Source organism: Priestia sp. P5_B4 (genome assembly GCF_056400385.1).
Genome location: NZ_JBFULJ010000007.1, coordinates 24,775 through 44,559, shown reverse-complemented (window position 1 = coordinate 44,559; position 19,785 = coordinate 24,775). Strand labels below are relative to the sequence as shown.

General features: G+C 38.4%; 15 protein-coding genes, 7 tRNA genes, 1 rRNA gene and 1 pseudogene. 22 read left to right on the top strand and 2 right to left on the bottom strand.

All coding sequences use genetic code 11. The features are described 5' to 3' along the window. Positions 1-47 precede the first annotated feature (47 nt). The 9 genes from rrf to rocF all read left to right on the top strand — a co-directional run bounded on the left by rrf (position 48) and on the right by rocF (position 1,929). Positions 48-163, top strand: a 5S ribosomal RNA gene (gene rrf / locus AC1DRF_RS02135). Between the two features lie 115 nt (positions 164-278). Further along, positions 279-354: transfer RNA gene (locus AC1DRF_RS02130), tRNA-Val, on the top strand. Positions 355-358: 4 nt separating this feature from the next. Further along, positions 359-434: transfer RNA gene (locus AC1DRF_RS02125), tRNA-Thr, on the top strand. An 8-nt stretch (positions 435-442) separates the two neighbouring features. Continuing rightward, positions 443-526 (top strand) — tRNA-Tyr (locus tag AC1DRF_RS02120). A gap of 7 nt (positions 527-533) precedes the next feature. Next, positions 534-608, top strand: a tRNA-Gln gene (locus AC1DRF_RS02115). A gap of 4 nt (positions 609-612) precedes the next feature. Next, positions 613-685, top strand: a tRNA-Lys gene (locus tag AC1DRF_RS02110). A 9-nt stretch (positions 686-694) separates the two neighbouring features. After that, positions 695-769 (top strand) — tRNA-Gly (locus tag AC1DRF_RS02105). A 21-nt stretch (positions 770-790) separates the two neighbouring features. Then, positions 791-866 (top strand) — tRNA-Ala (locus AC1DRF_RS02100). A 163-nt stretch (positions 867-1,029) separates the two neighbouring features. Continuing rightward, the gene (gene rocF / locus AC1DRF_RS02095) at positions 1,030-1,929 is read left to right on the top strand and encodes an arginase (protein WP_121946293.1); all 900 of its coding nucleotides are present in this window, start codon (positions 1,030-1,032) and stop codon (positions 1,927-1,929) included. 82 nt (positions 1,930-2,011) lie between these two features. Here the strand turns inward: rocF and AC1DRF_RS02090 are convergent, their stop codons facing one another. Further along, a complete protein-coding gene (locus AC1DRF_RS02090) occupies positions 2,012-2,182 on the bottom strand; it encodes an aspartyl-phosphate phosphatase Spo0E family protein (protein ID WP_223260213.1) in 171 nt (56 codons plus the stop codon). Between the two features lie 155 nt (positions 2,183-2,337). On the opposite strand from AC1DRF_RS02090, the gene sigW reads away from it, so the two are divergent. The 12 genes from sigW (at position 2,338) to AC1DRF_RS02030 (ending at position 18,462) form a co-directional block, all read left to right on the top strand. Then, the gene (gene sigW, locus AC1DRF_RS02085) at positions 2,338-2,901 is read left to right on the top strand and encodes an RNA polymerase sigma factor SigW (protein WP_013054969.1); all 564 of its coding nucleotides are present in this window, start codon (positions 2,338-2,340) and stop codon (positions 2,899-2,901) included. 14 nt (positions 2,902-2,915) lie between these two features. Then, complete coding sequence (locus AC1DRF_RS02080; RefSeq protein ID WP_013081391.1) at positions 2,916-3,521, top strand: anti-sigma factor family protein; 606 nt, start codon at positions 2,916-2,918, stop codon at positions 3,519-3,521. 192 nt (positions 3,522-3,713) lie between these two features. Continuing rightward, positions 3,714-4,535: a diadenylate cyclase CdaA gene (cdaA, locus tag AC1DRF_RS02075; protein WP_013054971.1), complete on the top strand. Its 822-nt coding sequence runs from the start codon at positions 3,714-3,716 to the stop codon at positions 4,533-4,535. Continuing rightward, positions 4,528-6,081 (top strand): CdaR family protein, encoded by a 1,554-nt coding sequence (locus AC1DRF_RS02070; protein ID WP_427077039.1) that lies wholly within the window; start codon positions 4,528-4,530, stop codon positions 6,079-6,081. The genes cdaA and AC1DRF_RS02070 overlap by 8 nt, the downstream gene beginning before the upstream one ends. A gap of 28 nt (positions 6,082-6,109) precedes the next feature. Next, positions 6,110-7,456 (top strand): phosphoglucosamine mutase, encoded by a 1,347-nt coding sequence (gene glmM, locus AC1DRF_RS02065; RefSeq protein WP_013054973.1) that lies wholly within the window; start codon positions 6,110-6,112, stop codon positions 7,454-7,456. Positions 7,457-7,886: 430 nt separating this feature from the next. Beyond that, a complete protein-coding gene (gene glmS, locus AC1DRF_RS02060; protein ID WP_043977775.1) occupies positions 7,887-9,689 on the top strand; it encodes a glutamine--fructose-6-phosphate transaminase (isomerizing) in 1,803 nt (600 codons plus the stop codon). A gap of 861 nt (positions 9,690-10,550) precedes the next feature. Next, complete coding sequence (locus tag AC1DRF_RS02055; RefSeq protein WP_013054976.1) at positions 10,551-11,267, top strand: YebC/PmpR family DNA-binding transcriptional regulator; 717 nt, start codon at positions 10,551-10,553, stop codon at positions 11,265-11,267. Between the two features lie 158 nt (positions 11,268-11,425). Continuing rightward, complete coding sequence (locus tag AC1DRF_RS02050) at positions 11,426-12,535, top strand: SH3 domain-containing protein (RefSeq protein WP_477740287.1); 1,110 nt, start codon at positions 11,426-11,428, stop codon at positions 12,533-12,535. Positions 12,536-12,695: 160 nt separating this feature from the next. Next, the gene (locus AC1DRF_RS02045) at positions 12,696-14,588 is read left to right on the top strand and encodes a PTS mannitol transporter subunit IICBA (RefSeq protein ID WP_427077036.1); all 1,893 of its coding nucleotides are present in this window, start codon (positions 12,696-12,698) and stop codon (positions 14,586-14,588) included. A 60-nt stretch (positions 14,589-14,648) separates the two neighbouring features. Beyond that, positions 14,649-16,739: a BglG family transcription antiterminator gene (locus AC1DRF_RS02040; RefSeq protein ID WP_477740286.1), complete on the top strand. Its 2,091-nt coding sequence runs from the start codon at positions 14,649-14,651 to the stop codon at positions 16,737-16,739. A gap of 5 nt (positions 16,740-16,744) precedes the next feature. Then, positions 16,745-17,887 carry a mannitol-1-phosphate 5-dehydrogenase gene (locus tag AC1DRF_RS02035; protein ID WP_427077034.1) on the top strand — a complete coding sequence of 381 codons (1,143 nt, stop codon included), beginning with the start codon at positions 16,745-16,747 and terminating at the stop codon, positions 17,885-17,887. A gap of 89 nt (positions 17,888-17,976) precedes the next feature. Then, positions 17,977-18,462, top strand: coding sequence for a VOC family protein (locus AC1DRF_RS02030; protein ID WP_427077033.1), 486 nt, complete (start codon positions 17,977-17,979; stop codon positions 18,460-18,462). Between the two features lie 37 nt (positions 18,463-18,499). On the opposite strand, the pseudogene AC1DRF_RS02025 reads toward AC1DRF_RS02030, so the two are convergent. Next, positions 18,500-19,007, bottom strand: a pseudogene (locus AC1DRF_RS02025) (L,D-transpeptidase). A gap of 253 nt (positions 19,008-19,260) precedes the next feature. Here AC1DRF_RS02025 and mscL point away from each other — a divergent pair. Beyond that, positions 19,261-19,656, top strand: coding sequence for a large conductance mechanosensitive channel protein MscL (gene mscL, locus AC1DRF_RS02020; RefSeq protein WP_477740285.1), 396 nt, complete (start codon positions 19,261-19,263; stop codon positions 19,654-19,656). Positions 19,657-19,785 lie beyond the last annotated feature (129 nt).

Here is a 19,785-nt window from a genome sequence, read left to right as displayed (position 1 = left end):
GCTTTACTYAGCRAACTGTTATCTAGTTTTGAGAGAGCAATCTCTTGTCTGGTGGCGATAGCGAAGAGGTCACACCCGTTCCCATACCGAACACGGAAGTTAAGCTCTTTAGCGCCAATGGTAGTTGGGACTTTGTCCCTGTGAGAGTAGGACGTTGCCAGGCAATAAATAAGRMCCCTTATKARCCTCTGTAAAAGAGCATAGGGGTTTTTTATTTGRAAYATTCTATYATAAGYAATGAAAAYAACGCTKTTTRTAGCGCTTATATAGATTTTTTTGGAGGATTAGCTCAGCTGGGAGAGCACCTGCCTTACAAGCAGGGGGTCGGCGGTTCGATCCCGTCATCCTCCACCACCGTGCCGGTGTAGCTCAACTGGTAGAGCAACTGACTTGTAATCAGTAGGTTGGGGGTTCAAGTCCTCTTGCCGGCACCATTTATATCGGAGGGGTAGCGAAGTGGCTAAACGCGGCGGACTGTAAATCCGCTCCTTCGGGTTCGGCAGTTCGAATCTGCCCCCCTCCACCATYTTTATTGGGCTATCGCCAAGCGGTAAGGCAACGGATTTTGATTCCGTCATGCGTTGGTTCGAATCCAGCTAGCCCAGCCATARAGAGCCATTAGCTCAGTTGGTAGAGCATCTGACTTTTAATCAGAGGGTCGAAGGTTCGAGTCCTTCATGGCTCATTTTAATAAGCGGAAGTAGTTCAGTGGYAGAACACCACCTTGCCAAGGTGGGGGTCGCGAGTTCGAACCTCGTCTTCCGCTCCATTTCTATATAAAAAAGATATTGGGGCCTTAGCTCAGCTGGGAGAGCGCCTGCCTTGCACGCAGGAGGTCAGCGGTTCGATCCCGCTAGGCTCCACCATACATATAAACGTACAACCTTTAAGCAAATTGCTTAAAGGTTTTTTTGTGTAGTTTTTACAAATTAGAATTGTATATATATTCAACAAAGTGTCGAGTTGAGCCATCGCTCATTTAGCCGTTACAATAGGAGAGTAGCAACATTTGTGATGGGGGGACATATTATGAATAAGCTTTCAATTATTGGAGTACCAATGGATTTAGGTCAAACTCGCCGAGGGGTGGATATGGGGCCAAGTGCGATACGATATGCAGGTGTTATTGAACGCATCGAGAATATTGGATATAGTGTAGAAGATAAAGGGAATATTGAAATTGCCTTAGCTGAACGAGTACATAGTGATGAAAATACAAACTTAAAGAATTTAAAAGCTGTAGCAGATGCTAGCGAGAGGCTTGCTCAGACCGTAAGTGAGGTTATTACAAATAAAAGGTTTCCTTTAGTGCTAGGGGGAGATCACAGCATCGCTATCGGAACACTAGCAGGAGTAAGTCGTCATTATAAAAACTTGGGCGTGATTTGGTATGATGCACACGGAGATTTGAATACAGCAGATACGTCTCCTTCAGGAAATATTCACGGTATGCCATTGGCGGCAAGTATAGGTATAGGAGACGACGCATTGACTCGAATTGGTGGTTATACACCTAAAGTCAAGCCTGAAAATATTGTGATTATCGGAGCACGTTCTTTAGATGAAGGAGAAAAAGAGTTAATAAAGGAAAAAGGGATTAAAGTGTATACGATGCATGAGATAGATCGAATGGGTATGACAAAAGTAATGGAAGAAACAATTTTATATTTGCGTGATAAAACAGATGGCGTTCATCTATCACTCGATTTAGATGGATTGGATCCACATGATGCACCTGGAGTAGGAACGCCGGTCATCGGTGGAATAAGCTACAGAGAAAGTCATTTAGCTATGGAGATGTTAGCAGAATCTCAGCTAATCACTTCTGCTGAGTTTGTGGAAGTGAATCCTATTTTAGATGAACGGAATAAAACAGCTACCGTAGCTGTTGCATTAATGGGCTCACTTTTAGGAGAGAAATTAGTATAAAACATTAGTACCTACTAAAAGGTACATAAAATATATATGAAGATAAAAAAAAGAAGCTCTTAGTTCGGATTCGAGAGCTTCTTTATATAGAGAAAAACTTTTCATATTCATTTAATAAACCATCTAGCTCTGAACTGACTCTCACTACTGTTAGTGATGATAAAGGGTTTTCTGCTGCAAGAGTGACCATGTTATTTCTGCATTCTTCAATTTGATTCAAAAGGTTCTCTTTTGTATGAGTCAAGCTTTCCACTCCTCTTCTTTTCATCTATACTAATTACATAACCTACGTACGATCTTTTTAAACGTATTTGACAAATTTTTGTTAAAATAATTAAGCATAAGTGAAACTTTATGATAAAGTACACGTATATATACTATCCCGCAATGGGCGGAGGTAACCGTTACATGGATTTATTATTAAAAAGAAAAATAAAAAAAGTAAAAAAAGGTGACCAGGATGCGTTTGCTGACATAGTAGAATATCACAAGGATAAACTTTTTCATCTATGTTATCGAATGTTAGGAAACCGGGAAGAAGCCCAAGACGCTGCCCAAGAAGCGTTTATTCGAGCCTATGTAAATATTCATAGCTATGACACGAGTAAAAAGTTTTCCACCTGGTTATATCGAATTGCTACAAATCTTTGTATTGATCGAATTCGTAAAAAAAAGCCAGACTATTATTTAGATGCAGAAGTAGCCGGGACCGACGGGTTAAATATGTACTCTCAAATAGCTGCCGATCAGGCCTTACCAGAGGAAGAACTAGAGCAAGTAGAATTGCAAGAATTCATTCAGTCGGAAATATTAAAGCTACCTGAGAAATATCGAACTGTCATTGTCCTAAAATATATAGATGAGCTGTCGTTAAAAGAAATCAGCGATATTTTAGACCTGCCTCTTGGTACGGTAAAGACTAGAATTCACAGAGGACGTGAAGCTTTAAGAAATCGACTTCGCCACTTGTAAGGAGTGAACTAAGAATGAAATGTCCAAAAATGTATGTAAATCTCATTCATGAGCATTTAGATGGAGATATTACAAAAGAAAATGAACTGTTATTAAAAGAGCATTTGCATCAATGCAAAGGTTGTCAGCAGCATATGCATCAGTTAAAAAGAACCATTGCATTTGTGCAAAGCACTTCTCATATAGAATTACCTATGAACTTTACAGCAGGTGTTATGGCTGGGTTACCACGTGAGAAGAATCGAATTCGAATGAATAGATGGTTTACAAACCACCCGATTCTTAGTGCAGCTGCTGTATTTGTGCTGTTAATGTCAGGCACCGTGTTTTCAGCTTGGGAAACGGATGAAGACTTTTCTGTTTCAAAGCAGCCGAACTTGGTCATTCACGATAAAACAGTCGTTGTACCAAAAGGTGAGACCGTCAAAGGTGATATTACTGTGAGAAATGGCGATATTAAAATTGAAGGAAAAGTAGATGGAAACGTTACTGTTATACATGGTGATAAGTATCTAGCTTCTGCAGGAGAAGTGACAGGCAATATTGAAGAATTAGACAAGATTTTTGACTGGGTATGGTATAACGTTAAAACTCATGCCAAACAAGCTGTTGACTTTTAATAGTTGAAACATAAAACCGTCCGCTTATCTTGTTAGAGAGGAACAGTGGACGGTTTTATTTATATAAAAAGAAGGCTACATTATATAGGAACAAGGATTTAAAAATAAGATGTAATTTACAGTGTAATTTTGTTTTATGGTATAATAAAACGGTTATGTTATCTTTATTACATATATAGAGGAAGTGAGAAGATGCCTATTGGAGACCTGCCAATCCTCTCATATTTAGGAAAAATTGTTGATGTTCTCCTGGTATGGTTCGTCATATATAAATTAATTATGGTCATAAGAGGTACAAAAGCAGTACAGCTTTTAAAAGGAATTACGGTGATTTTAGTTGTTCGCTTTATAAGTAACTTCCTTGGACTAAATACGCTGCAATGGTTAATGGACCAAGCGTTAACGTATGGGTTTTTAGCTATCATTATTATCTTCCAGCCAGAGCTGCGCCGAGCGCTTGAACAGCTTGGGAGAGGACGTTTGTTTTCACGCAGTAATTTGCCTGAAGAAGACGAACGTACCGTTACGATTGAGGCGATTATAAAAGCAACGCATTATATGGCTAAAAGACGCATAGGTGCATTGATCTCAATCGAAAGAGAGACGGGTATGGGTGATTATATTGAAACAGGTATACCGCTCAACTCTAATATTTCTTCTGAATTATTAATCAACTTATTTATACCAAATACACCACTTCATGATGGAGCGGTTATTTTACAGCGGGATCAAGTAGCCGCTGCAGCATGTTACTTACCTTTATCTGAAAGTCCTTTTATTTCAAAAGAATTAGGTACTCGCCATCGTGCTGCTGTAGGAATAAGTGAAGTAACAGATAGTGTGACTGTCATTGTATCTGAAGAAACTGGAGGCATTTCCGTTACCAAAAATGGTGAATTGTATCGTGAATTGACAATTGATACATTGAGAGAAATGCTAGAAAAAGAATTAGTCACAACTTCTAAAGCAACTTCTTCCACTCGTTGGCAATGGAGGTTGAAGAAGAATGGATAAATTGATGAATCGATCGTGGGTTATGAAAATTATCGCGTTGCTGTTAGCCTTCATGTTATATTTATCTGTTAATTTAGATGATGGTGCCAGTTCATCAAATAAGATTCTGAACCGAAGCAGTTCTGCCAACACTGGAGTAGAAACATTAACAGATGTTCCGGTTCAAGTATCCTATAATGAGAAGAACAGAATTGTAAGAGGTGTTCCGGATACGGTGATTATGACACTGGAAGGTCCTAAAAATATTTTGGCTCAAACAAAGCTACAAAAAGATTATCAAGCTTATATTGACCTTGATAATTTAAGCTTAGGGCAGCATAGAGTCAAGGTTCAGTATCGAAATATCTCTGATAATTTAAACGTAGTGGTTAAGCCTGATATTGTAAACGTAACAATTGAAGAACGCGATTCAAAACAGTTTTCAGTAGAGGCAAGCTATGATAAAAACAAGGTCAAGAATGGATATGAAGCAGGGGAAGCAACTGTTAGTCCAAGAGCCGTCACGGTAACGGGCGCATCAAGTCAATTGGAACAAGTTGCTTATGTGAAAGCTATTATTGATTTAGATAATGCTTCAAAAACAGTGACGAAACAAGCAACTGTTGTCGCACTAGACAAGAATTTAAATAAATTGAACGTAACAGTTCAACCAGAAACGGTCAATGTAACAATCCCAGTGAGAAATATTAGTAAAAAAGTGCCGATCGATGTGGTTCAAGAAGGCACGCCAGGCGACGGTGTCAACATTACGAAGCTAGAGCCTAAAACAGATACAGTAAAAATTATCGGTCCATCTGATTCTTTAGAAAAAATCGATAAAATTGATAATATTCCAGTCGATGTTACCGGTATTACGAAATCTAAAGATATTAAGGTGAACGTCCCTGTTCCAGACGGAATAGATAGTGTAAGTCCTAAACAAATTACCGTTCATGTGGAAGTAGACAAACAAGGTGATGAGAAAGACGCAGAAGAAACGGATGCAAGTGCAGCTGAGACTAAGTCATTTAAGAATTTACCGGTTTCTTTAACTGGTCAATCCTCAAAGTACACGTATGAACTGCTTTCTCCTACTTCAGTAGATGCGGATGTAAAAGGACCAAAATCTGATTTAGATAAGTTGACGAAAAGCGGCATTAGCTTGTCAGCGAATGTAGGGAATTTATCTGCCGGGGAGCACACGGTTCCTATTATGATAAATAGTCCCGACTCCGTTACATCAGCTCTATCGACTAAACAGGCAAAAGTTCGTGTAACAGCGAAAAAACAATCAGGGACAAATGATGAGCAAACAGATAAAGAAACAAGTGGAAGTACGAGCGATAAAGAAACAAAGCCAGACACGGGAACTGGATCAGGAACAAATCCTGGGACGGGAAATTCAGGTGATTCAGCTGATAAACCAAGCGAAGAGACTGATACACCTGAAGACAATACAGATACACCAACAGATAGTACAGAAACTGGTGACGACAGTAGTAATAATCAAAGTGATGAAAATTCTACACCCGTAGATGGACAGACAGATAATACATCAGGAAACTAAATGTTTTGACATGAAGGAGAGAAAATTAATGGGTAAGTATTTTGGAACAGACGGAGTACGAGGAGTTGCCAATAGTGAATTAACTCCTGAGCTTGCTTTTAAAATTGGACGCTTAGGTGGTTACGTTCTAACAAAAGATTCAGAGCGACCAAAAGTATTAATCGGACGCGATACACGCGTTTCTGGTCATATGTTAGAAGGAGCGCTTGTTGCAGGATTGCTTTCAATTGGAGCAGAAGTTATGCGACTAGGTGTTATTTCAACTCCAGGGGTAGCGTATTTAACAAAAGCACTTGGCGCACAAGCAGGAGTCATGATCTCTGCTTCGCACAACCCAGTTCAAGATAACGGAATTAAATTCTTTGGTCCAGATGGATTTAAACTTTCAGATGCCCAAGAGAATGAAATTGAAGCGTTAATGGATAGTGACACAGATCAATTACCAAGACCCGTTGGGGGAGACTTAGGTCAGGTAAATGACTACTTCGAAGGTGGACAAAAATATCTGCAATACTTAAAACAAACGGTTGATGAAGACTTCTCAGGTATTCATGTGGCATTAGACTGTGCGCACGGGGCAACGTCATCTTTAGCAGCACATTTATTTGCAGATCTAGATGCAGATATCTCTACAATGGGGGCATCTCCAAACGGATTAAACATCAATGACGGTGTAGGATCTACACATCCGGAAGCATTAAGTGCCTTCTTAAAAGAAAAAGGAGCGGATGTTGGGTTAGCATTTGATGGAGACGGAGATCGTTTAATCGCAATCGATGAAAAAGGCGAGATTGTAGATGGTGATCAAATCATGTTCATTTGTGCAAAATACTTGTATGAACAAGGGCGTTTAAAGAAAAACACGCTTGTTTCTACCGTTATGAGTAACTTAGGTTTCTATAAAGCACTAGAAGCTAGCGGGATTGAAAGTGCACAAACTGGTGTAGGCGACCGTTATGTAGTGGAAGAAATGAAAGCTAATCAATATAACCTAGGTGGAGAACAGTCAGGTCATATTATTTTCTTAGATTACAACACAACAGGTGACGGTATGCTTTCAGCTATTCAGCTTGTAAATATTATGCAAGCAACGAAAAAGCCTTTATCAGAATTAGCAGCCGAAATGAAGAAATATCCTCAGCTTCTTGTAAATGTAAAAGTAACAGATAAGCATCATGTTACAGATAACGAGAAGGTAAAAGTGGTTATTGAAGAAGTGGAAAAAGAAATGAACGGTAATGGCCGAGTACTTGTACGCCCTTCAGGAACAGAGCCGTTAGTACGTGTGATGGTTGAAGCACAAACACAAGAAGAATGTGAAACTTATGTAACGCGTATCGTAGAAGTAGTAAAAGAAGAAATGGGCTTAGAGTAATTCATTAATTATATGCATAAGCGGTGACGTTTCAAGCCGTTTATGCATATTTTTATATTGTTGAGAAAAATTCTTGGAAATTATCTGATGCTAAAGGCTGTTTTTACAGATAGTAAAGAAGATAATTGACGTTTTCTCACTTCTTATTGTAATATTAAATCTGTTCGTCTCTTAATTTATGTAAAGGAGTGAACAATCTAGTTTAAAAGTGAATACAAAGCGCCTGAACTAAGTAAAGGGACGGAAACGACTTAGTTGACGAGGAGGAGGTTTATCGAAGTATCGGCGGATGCCTCCCGGTTGTTGATTATCACGGCCGAAAACTTGATGTGAAAAACAATGAGGTGACTTATTGGACAAAAGCATTGAGATGATAATCATTGATGATGAAAAGAGACTCTCTTTTCATACATGAAGGAGGATTTTATCTATGTGCGGAATTGTAGGATATATTGGAACAGAAGATTCGAAAGAAATTTTATTACGTGGTCTTGAAAAGTTAGAATATCGTGGCTATGACTCAGCGGGTATTGCAGTTGTTAACAATGAAGGCGTACACGTATTCAAAGAAAAAGGCCGTATTGCAGAATTGCGTCAGGCAGTAGATAACAGTGTTGTAGCACCAGCAGGTATCGGTCATACGCGTTGGGCGACTCATGGTGTACCAAGCCAAGAAAATGCTCATCCGCATCAAAGTACATCTGGACGCTTCACACTTGTGCATAACGGTGTAATTGAAAACTATGCTATTTTGAAACGTGAATATTTACAAGATGTAACGTTCAAAAGCGAAACGGATACAGAAGTAATTGTTCAGTTAATTGAAAAAATCGCAGCAGAAGGCTTAGATGTAGAAGAAGCGTTCCGTAAGACAGTGAGCTTGCTTCACGGTTCTTATGCACTAGCTCTTGTTGATAACGAAGATAAAAATACAATCTACGTAGCTAAAAATAAAAGCCCGCTTCTTGTAGGTGTTGGCAAAGGATTTAACGTTGTAGCGAGCGATGCTATGGCAATGCTTCAAGTAACAGATCAGTACGTAGAATTAATGGATAAAGAAACAGTAATTGTTACAAAAGAAGGCGTAACAATTAAAACGCTTGATGGTGAAGTGGTAGAAAGAGCACCTTATACAGCAGAGCTTGATGCAAGTGATATTGAAAAAGGTACGTACCCTCACTATATGTTAAAAGAAATTGATGAGCAGCCTTTAGTTGTTCGTAAAATCATTCAAGAGTATCAAAATGAGAACAATGAACTGCACATTGATGCAGACATTTTAGGAGCAATGGATGAAGCAGACCGCATCTATATCGTAGCATGTGGAACAAGCTATCATGCAGGCCTAGTAGGTAAACAATTCATTGAAACGTGGGCGAAGGTTCCAGTAGAAGTGCACGTAGCAAGTGAATTCTCTTATAACATGCCGCTTTTATCTGAAAAGCCATTGTTTATCTTTATTTCTCAAAGTGGAGAAACAGCTGACAGCCGTGCAGTATTAGTTCAAATTAAAGAACTAGGTTACAAAGCGTTAACAATCACAAACGTTCCGGGATCAACATTATCTCGTGAATCTGATTATACGTTATTACTTCATGCAGGTCCGGAAATTGCTGTAGCATCAACAAAAGCTTATACAGCTCAATTAGCAGTGCTATCAATTCTAGCGGCTGTAACAGCAAAAACACGCGGCATTGAATTAGAATTTGATTTAGTTCAAGAGTTAGCAATCGTAGCAAACACAATGGAAGTACTTTGCGACGACAAAGAAGAAATGGAAAGCATTGCTCTTCAATTCTTAGCAACAACTCGCAACGCATTCTTTATTGGACGTTCTGTCGATTATTATGTAGGTTTAGAAGGCGCGTTAAAACTAAAAGAAATCTCTTACATCCAAGCAGAAGGGTTTGCTGGAGGAGAGCTTAAGCACGGAACAATCGCTTTAATTGAAAACAATACGCCAATTATTGCATTAGCAACACAAGAGCATGTAAACTTAAGCATCCGTGGTAACGTAAAAGAAGTAGTAGCACGTGGAGCTAATCCTTGTATCATTTCAATGAAAGGATTAGAAACAGAAGAAGATCGCTACGTGATTCCGAAAGTTCACGAAACACTTTCACCACTAGCAGCGGTTATTCCTTTACAATTAATCTCTTACTACGCTGCATTGCACCGCGATTGCGATGTAGATAAACCACGTAACTTAGCAAAATCAGTTACTGTAGAATAATAAGGTTCTAGACACCCTTCTATTATAGAAGGGTGTTTTTGTATATAATTCTCATTGAACTAAAAAATATATTTGCTTGCTCAATTTATTTTATATAATAGAGTAGGTAAATGAACGAAACTCACTTATAAAAAAGGAAGTGAAAAGTATTAGTGGAGTAGCTCAAAGTATAAAGTACGTGTTGCGAGGCATTTTTTTTGTCTTGTATTTTCCCTTTTATTTTGTATTTCAAATTTTGTGTAAGCTATGGATATATTTTATCGCTAAGCCCCTCATATGGATAGGAACAAGAATTATTCAACCTGTCATTGATTTCATTTGGAGATACATTATACGTTTCTTGTTCGTTTATCCTATTTCTTGGCTATGGAGTGTCCTCATCTATCCTTTTATTCTCTTCGTTTGGAAACGATGTTTTTTGCCTATAACTAGATTTATATGGAAGTACGTTTTATACCCTGTGTTGTATCTAGTTTGTTACCCTTGTTATCTTTTCTGGAAATATGTTGTGCTGCCATTTTATAATGAAATTGTTATCCCTGTGGTTTCATTTTGTCAGCGTATATTTCTCTGTTTCTGGAAAGGAGTTAAGTGGATCGTAATTCATATGATCTACTATCCTTTACGGTGGATTTGGATGAGATGTATATACAAACCGCTTAAAAATGTATATACAAAAATCATTCAGCCGGTTATCAAATGGTTTTCTCATTTATTTAGTTAATGAAATATACCAAAAGATTGCTTGTCTTTTTTAGGTATTAAACTCGAAAGATAAGAGGGAATTGATGTATAATAAAGACGGATATATCATTGCCTATTTATTTTATTAGATTCAATTTTGAAAGAGAGTGAAACAATATGGGCCGTAAGTGGAACAATATTAAAGAAAAGAAAGCGTCAAAAGATGCTAATACAAGTCGTATATATGCCAAGTTTGGCCGTGAGATTTATGTGGCTGCGAAACAAGGCGAGCCAGATCCAGAATCAAACCAAGCGTTAAAAGTTGTATTAGAACGCGCGAAAACATACAATGTGCCAAAAGCAATTATTGACCGTGCGATTGAAAAAGCAAAAGGCGGATCAGAAGAAAATTACGATAATCTTCGTTACGAAGGTTTTGGACCAAATGGCTCAATGGTTATCGTAGATGCTCTTACGAATAACGTAAACAGAACAGCTTCAGACGTGCGTGCTGCTTTTGGTAAAAACGGCGGTAATATGGGAGTAAGCGGATCAGTAGCGTACATGTTTGATCCAACAGCTGTTATTGGGGTAGAAGGTAAGGATGAAGAAGAGACGCTAGAACTGTTAATGGAAGCAGATGTAGACGTGCGTGACATTTTAGAAGAAGAAGATTCTGTAATTGTTTATGCTGATCCGGATCAATTCCATGCGGTACAAAAAGCGTTCAACGATGCTGGTATTACGGAATTTACAGTAGCTGAGCAAACGATGCTTGCTCAAAATGATGTAACTCTTCCTGAAGATGCACAAGCTCAGTTTGAAAAAATGATTGATGCATTAGAGGACCTAGAAGATGTGCAGCAAGTATATCACAACGTTGATTTAGGATAATAGTGAAAGAGGCGGACCTATCAAAGAGGTCTGTCTTTTTTTATAGGCCGTGTGAAAAGCATCTATTGACCCTTTCCCTTCTTTTGGAATATGGTAAGATAATGAATTAAGAATAGAAAATAGTAGAATTTTATAAGAGATAAATGGAGGGAAAGCAGTTGAAAAAATTAATGGTGGGGATGGCGTTAACAGCTACACTTGCAACGGCTGTAACGCCTGGCTTTGGCTCAATCGGAGGAAATCAAGAAAAGGCATATGCAGCGACAGTTACATATAAAGTAACGGCAAGCAAGCTAAATGTGAGAAGCGGAGCGGGAACGACTTACGGGATTATCGGCAGCGTAGTGAAAGATCAAACGCTATCTGTGGTGAGYAAAAGCGGAAGCTGGTACAAAATCAACTATAACGGCCGCACGGGCTATGTAAGCAGCGATTATGTACAAGCATCAGGAACAGCAACGCCGCCAGCAGAAAGCACAACGTACACAGTAACGGCAAGCACGCTGAATGTAAGAAGCGGAGCAGGTACCAATTATGCATCCATAGGAAGTGTGACAAAAGGCCAGAAGCTGTCTGTGGTGAGCAAAAGCGGAAGCTGGTACAAAATYAACTATAACGGCCGCACRGGCTATGTAAGCAGTGACTATGTACAGGCTTCAGCTACAGCGTCTCCAAAACTCGTAGTCGATTCTTTTAAAACGTTAGGTAACGCTCAGCAAGTCATCTTGGTTACAGCAGATAACTACGATACGAAGTCTGCTAAAATTCAAACGTTTGAAAAAGTTGATGGGAAATGGAAGCAAGTTTTAACTGCGAACGGTGTACTTGGACAAAAAGGATTCGCTTTATCGAAAAAAGAAGGAGATATGGAATCTCCGACAGGGAAATATACAATTGGCACAGCATTCGGACGCTATGCAAACCCTGGAACTAAGCTTCCATATCGAAAGATTACAGCAAATGATGTGTGGGTAGACGATTCAAAAAGCTCTCTATATAATACGTGGCAGCAAAAGCCGGCTAATGGCCGCTGGACGAGCGCTGAGAACATGGACATCCCCGCTTACGACTATGGATTCGTCATTAATTATAACGAATCTAGAACGCCAGGAAAGGGAAGTGCAATCTTCTTCCATGTAGGAACAAATTATACCGCAGGATGTACGGCTACTTCTAAAGAACAAGTTGTCTCTATTTTAAAATGGTTAAACCCAGAGAAAAATCCGGTTATTATTCAATCTCCTGTAAGTGAATTAGATAAATATTAAGTTAGAAAGCAGCTGAACTTTGACAGTTCAGCTGCTTTTTTATGTAATTAAAAGCTTTGTCTGTCTGTGGTACGACAAAGTTAGTTTTCCTATTTATTGAATGAAAGCGTTTAATCTCTTACGATTAAAGTATCATCACGTAGAGAAAGGAAGAGAGCAAATGGCTCAATCTAATATAAAAGTAGCTGTACAAAAGTTTGGGAACTTTCTAAGTTCAATGGTTATGCCAAATATCGGAGCATTTATTGCATGGGGACTTATTACTGCTTTATTTATTCCAACAGGCTTTTTTCCAAATGAAAGCCTTGCCAAACTAGTGGATCCAATGGTCAAGTATTTGCTTCCGCTGCTAATCGGCTACACAGGAGGAAAGCTTGTCCACGATCAGCGTGGAGGCGTTGTAGGTGCTATCGCGACCATGGGCGTCATCGTTGGATCTGATATTCCGATGTTTCTAGGCGCTATGATTATGGGACCGCTTGGCGGTTATATCATCAAGAARTTTGATCAGTTTATTGAAGGTAAAGTCAAAACAGGATTCGAGATGTTAATTAATAATTTCTCAGCAGGTATTCTTGGAGGAATTCTAGCAATTCTAGCCTTTTTAGGAGTTAGTCCAGCCGTGGACGGATTTACAGGCGCGCTTGTAGTGGGTGTAGATTGGATGGTTGCACATGGCCTTCTTCCACTTACAAGTATTCTAATTGAACCAGCTAAAATTTTATTCTTAAACAATGCTATTAATCACGGTATCTTATCTCCGATCGGAGCAGAACAAATTCGAACAAACGGACAGTCAATTCTATTGTTATTAGAAACAAATCCTGGTCCGGGATTAGGAATTTTGTTAGCGTATTGCTTCTTTGGAAAAGGAACAGCAAAACAGTCAGCGCCGGGAGCAGCCATCATTCATTTTATTGGCGGAATTCACGAAATTTACTTCCCTTACGTTTTAATGCGTCCGCTTCTAATCATTGCGGCTATTTTAGGCGGAATGAGCGGCGTATTTACATTTGTTCTTTTAGGCGGAGGCTTACAAGCGGTTGCTTCACCGGGAAGTATTTTGGCTATTTTAGCTGCTACACCAGGTAATGCAGGCAGCTATGTTGCAAATATCTCCGGTGTTCTCGTTGCAGCCATCGTATCGTTTATTGTAGGTTCGTTAATTTTAAAAACGGGCAAGCAAACAGAAGATTTGGATGAAGCAGCTCGCAAAATGCAAGAGATGAAAGGCAAGAAGAGCTCTGTAGCAGGAAGCTTTACAAAACAGCAAAGAGAAGTACCAGCAAGCGTTCAGAAAATTGTTTTTGCCTGTGACGCAGGTATGGGATCGAGTGCGATGGGCGCCTCTCTTCTTCGCAAGAAAGTTAAACAAGCAGATTTAAATATTTCGGTAACGAATACAGCCATCAGTAATATTCCAAGTGATGCTCAAATCGTTATTACACAGGAAGAGCTAACGCCAAGAGCTCAAAACAAAGTTCCAGATGCGTATCATATCTCGGTTGATAATTTTCTATCTAGTCCGGAATATGACAAACTAATTGATCAACTAAAAAATGATCATACTACTTCTAAAGCGGAAGAAGAAAAAAGAGTATCTGCAGAAAATAATACAGATAGTAATGATGGTTTATTAAAAGAAGAAAACGTTTTCTTAAATCAGCACTTTTCTTCTAAGGAAGAAGCAATTCGATTTGCAGGGAGCGTGTTAGTAAAAGGCAGATATGTAGAAGAAAACTACGTTGAAGCGATGATTGAGCGCGACAATATGACTTCTACTTATATGGGAAATGACGTAGCGATTCCGCACGGTACGGAAGAAGCGAAAAAGAACGTTTTAAGGTCGGGTTTTACAGTGATTCAAGTGCCAGAAGGCGTTGATTTTGATGGTGAGAAAGTTCGTTTGATTTTTGGAATTGCCGGAAAAGACGGCACTCATTTAGAAATTTTATCTGGTATCGCGATTACATGTTCGGATATGGACAATATTGAAAAGATGGTTCATGCCAAATCAGCTAAAGAATTAATGGCTATTATTCAAAGTAACTAACGGGATAGAAAGGCATGGAAATGCCTTTTTATCCTTTGTTTATAAATAAGAAAAGAGTTGATGTTCTTGTTTATTACTTCAAGAGAAAAATCAATCATTGAGTTAATTATTAAAACGGCAGGAAAACATACAGCCCTTACACTTGCTACTTTTTTGAATGTAAGTGTAAGAACCGTTCACCGAGATTTGAAGGCAATTGAATCAATACTTGAAAAATTTGATTTGAAGCTGATTCGTACGCAAGATGAAGGACTAATGATTGAAGGTAAAAATGAACAAATTTTTCGCCTTATCCAAGAGCTGATGAAGATTAAAACGACGGATCAGTCTCCACAGGAAAGAAAACTAATTCTTTTAATTCTTCTTCTAGAAGAAGGAGATTCATTTAAATTACAAACGCTGGCTAAAKACTTAGAAGTAAGTATTACTACACTCACTGCTTATTTAGATGAATTAACAGAGTGGTTAACCACATTTGACGTTTTCCTTCAACGAAAGAGAGGGGTGGGAGTAGAGGTTCAAGCTACTGAAGCCAATAAACGAAAAGCATTAGCTAATTATTTTCTTGTTTACTTTAATGAAGAGTTAATTGAGTGCATGTTTTTAGCAGAAAACCAGCAGCATACGGATGAAACGATTTTGCACTATTTTTATCCGGATTATTTGGCAGAAGTAGACAGAATTGTACATCAAGCGATTAATCAGCATCATTCTAAGCTGGCTGACAGCGATTATATAGGGCTCATTGTTCATATTTGCATTATGATACAGCGAACGAAAAAGCAAATGTATCTAGAAGACGACGGCGGCCAAACGGAAGAACTGGCAAGTGAAATGTTTTTAATGAAGGATATTTGCCGCGAAATTGAACGGGTATTTTCTCTTTCTTTTACAGAAAAAGATATTCATTTCTTAGCAGTGCGGCTGCGTGCAGCAAAGTTCCAAACTACTAGAGACGTATATTACGACAGCGTAGTGGTTGGGCAGATTATTAAGAATATGATTGCTCACGTTTCTGTTCAGCTTAACACCGACTTAACCGGTGATTTTTCCCTTTACCAGGGGCTGCTCGCTCATATGGAACCGGCAATTTTTCGTCTTAAGCAAAAAATGGAGCTTTTTAATCCATTAACAGAAGAGATTAAGAAAAAGTACCCGGTTTTATTTATGGCTGTGAGAAACAGTATCGATCAAGAGCTGCCGCATTTAGTTTTTCCAGATGATGAAGTAGCATATCTTGTTTTGCATTTCGGTTCAACGCTAGTGCTAAAAGAAGAAGTTATGGAAATTCAGGCACTGATCGTCTGTCCAACTGGAATTGGCACCTCGAAAATGTTAGCTAGCCGTATTCGTAAAGAGATTCCGGAGATTAATTCAGTTGTCATTAAATCGGTAAAAGAAATCAAAGAAGCCGCGCTTGAAAGGTATGACGTAGTGATTTCAACAGTAAGACTGCCTTTTTTAAATGTCGATTACATTTTAGTCAATCCACTCTTAACCGAAGAGGATATTCAATCCGTCCAGAATTTTTTACAGAAAAACATTCAAAAGTTAACCAAAGATAAGGACTATCGCTCGTTCCAATATAAAAATAAGACTGTTTCTAAAGAAAAACCGTCTTTTGAGGAAACGATGAAGCAAATTAAAGATGTGCATGGAAGTATCGAATCAATTCTTCAAAACCTTAGAATGTATCGATTTTCGGGTGAAGTGAGTCACGATCAAGTGATTTCGCACGTAGTAAAAGCTGCTGAAAAAGAACGTTTAATAACCAATGCCAGCTGCGTTATTCATCAGCTTAAGGAACGAGAAAACAAAGGCGGTTTAGGCATTCCGCAAACGAGTATGGCACTGTTCCATTGCCGTGAACATCACGTGAACGAGCTGATTTTTCAAGTTTCACATTTAGAACAGCCTTGCACAGTTAAAGGCATGGACGGAACAAACATGCAGGCGCGTAACCTTCTATTAATGCTCGCACCTGAAGAGTTAAGTGAAGCACAGCAAGAAATTTTAAGTTTAATTAGTACCAGTTTAATTGAAGACCATGAAGCAATGATGATTTTTTCGTCTTCAAACGAAGAGATAATTCGCAAAAAGCTAGAGGATACGTTTCATGAGTACCTTCGAAATAATTTGATAAAGGAATGATTTTTGTGAAACAAGCAGTTCATTTTGGAGCAGGCAATATCGGTCGAGGATTCATTGGGGCATTGTTTTCTCAAAGCAACTATCACGTCACATTCGTAGATATTGCTGAAAAGATTATTAATCAGTTAAACACAGATGAAGGGTATAACGTAATAACAGCCGCAGAGCATCCCGAGACATTAGCTGTTCAAAACGTATCTGGTTTAAATAATCTGACACAAGAACAAGCGGTCATTAAAGCGATTAAAGAAGCAACGTACATTACGACGGCCATCGGACCGAACGTTCTGCCTCGCATTGCTCCTTTAATTGCTAAAGGTTTGGCTGAACGTGTAAAAGCAAGCGACGAAAATGTATATATTATTGCATGTGAAAATCAAATCTCTGCGACAGATTTATTAAAAGGCTATATTTTTGACGCGCTGGATGAAGAGACAAAAGCTTATATGATAAATAAGGTCTTTTTCTTCAATTCAGCTGTAGATCGTATCGTGCCTATTCAACATGATCAAGGTTCGCTTGATGTTTTAGTAGAATCCTATTATGAATGGGTAGTAGAGGCACCTGAAGATATTCCTTTTGTAGAAGGAATGACGATTGTACCTGACCTTGCTCCTTTTATTGAAAGAAAGTTATTTACAGTGAATACGGGACACGCGGTGATTGCATATTTTGGTTATTTAAAAGGAAAAGAAACAATTGATCAAACGTTAAGAGATTCAGATATTTATGAACAAGTACAGCAAACGCTACAAGAAACAGGAAACTATCTAATTAAAAGATATGACTTAGATAAAGAGGAACACAAAGCCTATATTACTAAAATCATTGAACGCTTTAAAAATCCTCATTTAAATGATTCAGTTAAAAGAGTAGGAAGAGCACCAATTCGCAAGCTTGGACCTCAGGATCGTTTGATTCGTCCAGCGCTAGAAGCAAAAAAATCGGGCCTTTCTTATACCTATTTAGCAAAGGCTATTGCCGCTGCGCTTTTATTTGATCCGCAAGAAGATAAAGAGGCTATGAAGCTTCAAGCGAATATTCATGAGTATGGTATTGAGTATGTATTAAAAGAGATTAGTGGGTTAGAGGCAAGTAATGATTTAACAAAAGAAATCATTGCTCAATATAATGCTTTAAAATCGTGAATGAATTTAGTATGTGTAAACAGTCCATTTTAAATGGGCTGTTTTTCTTTTAGCAGAAAGGGAATGTTTGTGTATAGGAGGGTGATAAAATGGTAGCTATTACGCACGTTGGATTAGCTGTACCTGATGTAGAAGAAGCCGTGCAGTGGTATGGAAAAGTTTTAGGTTTTAAGCTGATTGCCGGTCCTTATATGTTTAATGCGGAGGAAGAAAAAGCTGAAAATATGACTCAAGATTTACTGGGGTCTCATATCAAAAAAATGAAAAATGCTCACATGACAGCTGACAACCAGGTAGGCATTGAACTGTTTGAATTTAATAAGCCGCAAATGTCTCTTGTATTAAAAGACAGCGATGAGCAGTATCAAAGTTATTTTCACATGTGCTTAATAGCCGATGACGTGGAAAAGTTAGCGGATAAAATCGAACAATCAGGCGGTAAAAAGCGAAGCCAAGTATGGAATACAAGACCAGGAAAACCTTATTACTTGGTTTATTGTGAAGATCCGTTTGGGAATATTATTGAGCTATATTCACACAGTACGGAGCTCATGTATGGGAATAGAGAAGAATAAAAGCTTATCCAGATTTCTTGGATAAGCTTTTATTTTTTCATAGCTGTCCGTAGCCGTATACTTTTGCCAGCTCTTCAAAGGTTTTTGATGAATACGTAATAGTTACAGATGTTCCTACTGCCACTTTATTGAATAATTCTTCGACATCCGGATTATGCATTCGTACGCAGCCGTGGCTTACATATTTGCCGATGCTATCTTCTGAGTTATTCCCATGAATAGCGTATGTGTCGCCGGTTGTTCCGTTTGCATTAAGCCCTAGCCAGCGAGAGCCAAGATGATTATTAGAAGCGCCTCCTGCAATATGCCCTGTATAGTAAGGACGATTTTTAATTTTGTTAACAATCTTGAAAAAGCCTACCGGCGTATCGCTCCATGTTTTTCCCGTAGCTACTGAATACGTTTTTTCTAACTTTCCATTATGAAAATAAGCAAGCTGATTTGTTTTTTTTATTAATAATAATTAAATCTCCACTTGCTGTATAAGAAATGCTGATAATAGCTACGAGGCATAAAGCAGCTGCTCGCAGTATAATTTTTCTCACGTTCTTATTTGGTGAATTACATGCTATTAGTGTATAAAAGGAAAATGGACTGAATATGAATCTTTCCTGAATGAAAACTGAAAGTGCATTTTATTTATAAGCGAATATAAAGTAAAAATCTGGGCAGAAATACAACTAAAGGTCTGGTACATATCTCATGAAAAAGAGAAAAGTGAAAATGCACCTTGTATGTTTAATTTAGGATGTATTATCATGAAAGTTTGAAATGAAGGGCAGGAGGTGGAAGAAACAGATGCTTAAAGAATTTAAAGAGTTTGCTTTGCGTGGAAATGTATTAGATTTAGCTGTCGGTGTTATTATTGGAGCGGCATTTGGAAAAATTGTAACGTCTCTTGTAAATGATATTATTATGCCGCTGATTGGTTTGTTGTTAGCAGGGATAGACTTTAAAGATTTATCCTTCACGGTTGGAGATGCTAAGGTATTATATGGATCTTTTATTCAAACAATTGTTGATTTCTTAATTGTCGCATTCTCGATTTTCTTATTTATTCGTTTCTTTAATCGTTTTAAGAGAAAAGAAGAAGAGAAAGTAGAGGAAGAAGTGGCTGTTCTGTCAAAAGAAGAAGAGATCTTAACAGAAATTCGCGATCTGCTAAAAGCAGAAGCGTTGAAAGAACGTTCATAACAGCAATTTTTACATACGTATAAAACAGCTAAGAGGCCCGTCTTTTCATAAGAAAAGCGGGCTTTTTTCGTGTGAAATTTCTCGGGAAATGTTAGTGGTATGATCATGGGGAAATTAGGCGTGAAAGCG

What these genes read in the sequence shown, in the direction of transcription:
- cdaA (WP_013054971.1), top strand. Translation starts at nt 3,714, where the DNA reads ATGCCTATTGGAGACCTGCCAATCCTCTCATATTTAGGAAAAATTGTT.
- AC1DRF_RS02070 (WP_427077039.1), top strand. Translation starts at nt 4,528, where the DNA reads ATGGATAAATTGATGAATCGATCGTGGGTTATGAAAATTATCGCGTTG.
- sigW (WP_013054969.1), top strand. Translation starts at nt 2,338, where the DNA reads ATGGATTTATTATTAAAAAGAAAAATAAAAAAAGTAAAAAAAGGTGAC.
- AC1DRF_RS02055 (WP_013054976.1), top strand. Translation starts at nt 10,551, where the DNA reads ATGGGCCGTAAGTGGAACAATATTAAAGAAAAGAAAGCGTCAAAAGAT.
- AC1DRF_RS02030 (WP_427077033.1), top strand. Translation starts at nt 17,977, where the DNA reads ATGGTAGCTATTACGCACGTTGGATTAGCTGTACCTGATGTAGAAGAA.
- glmS (WP_043977775.1), top strand. Translation starts at nt 7,887, where the DNA reads ATGTGCGGAATTGTAGGATATATTGGAACAGAAGATTCGAAAGAAATT.
- rocF (WP_121946293.1), top strand. Translation starts at nt 1,030, where the DNA reads ATGAATAAGCTTTCAATTATTGGAGTACCAATGGATTTAGGTCAAACT.
- glmM (WP_013054973.1), top strand. Translation starts at nt 6,110, where the DNA reads ATGGGTAAGTATTTTGGAACAGACGGAGTACGAGGAGTTGCCAATAGT.
- mscL (WP_477740285.1), top strand. Translation starts at nt 19,261, where the DNA reads ATGCTTAAAGAATTTAAAGAGTTTGCTTTGCGTGGAAATGTATTAGAT.
- AC1DRF_RS02080 (WP_013081391.1), top strand. Translation starts at nt 2,916, where the DNA reads ATGAAATGTCCAAAAATGTATGTAAATCTCATTCATGAGCATTTAGAT.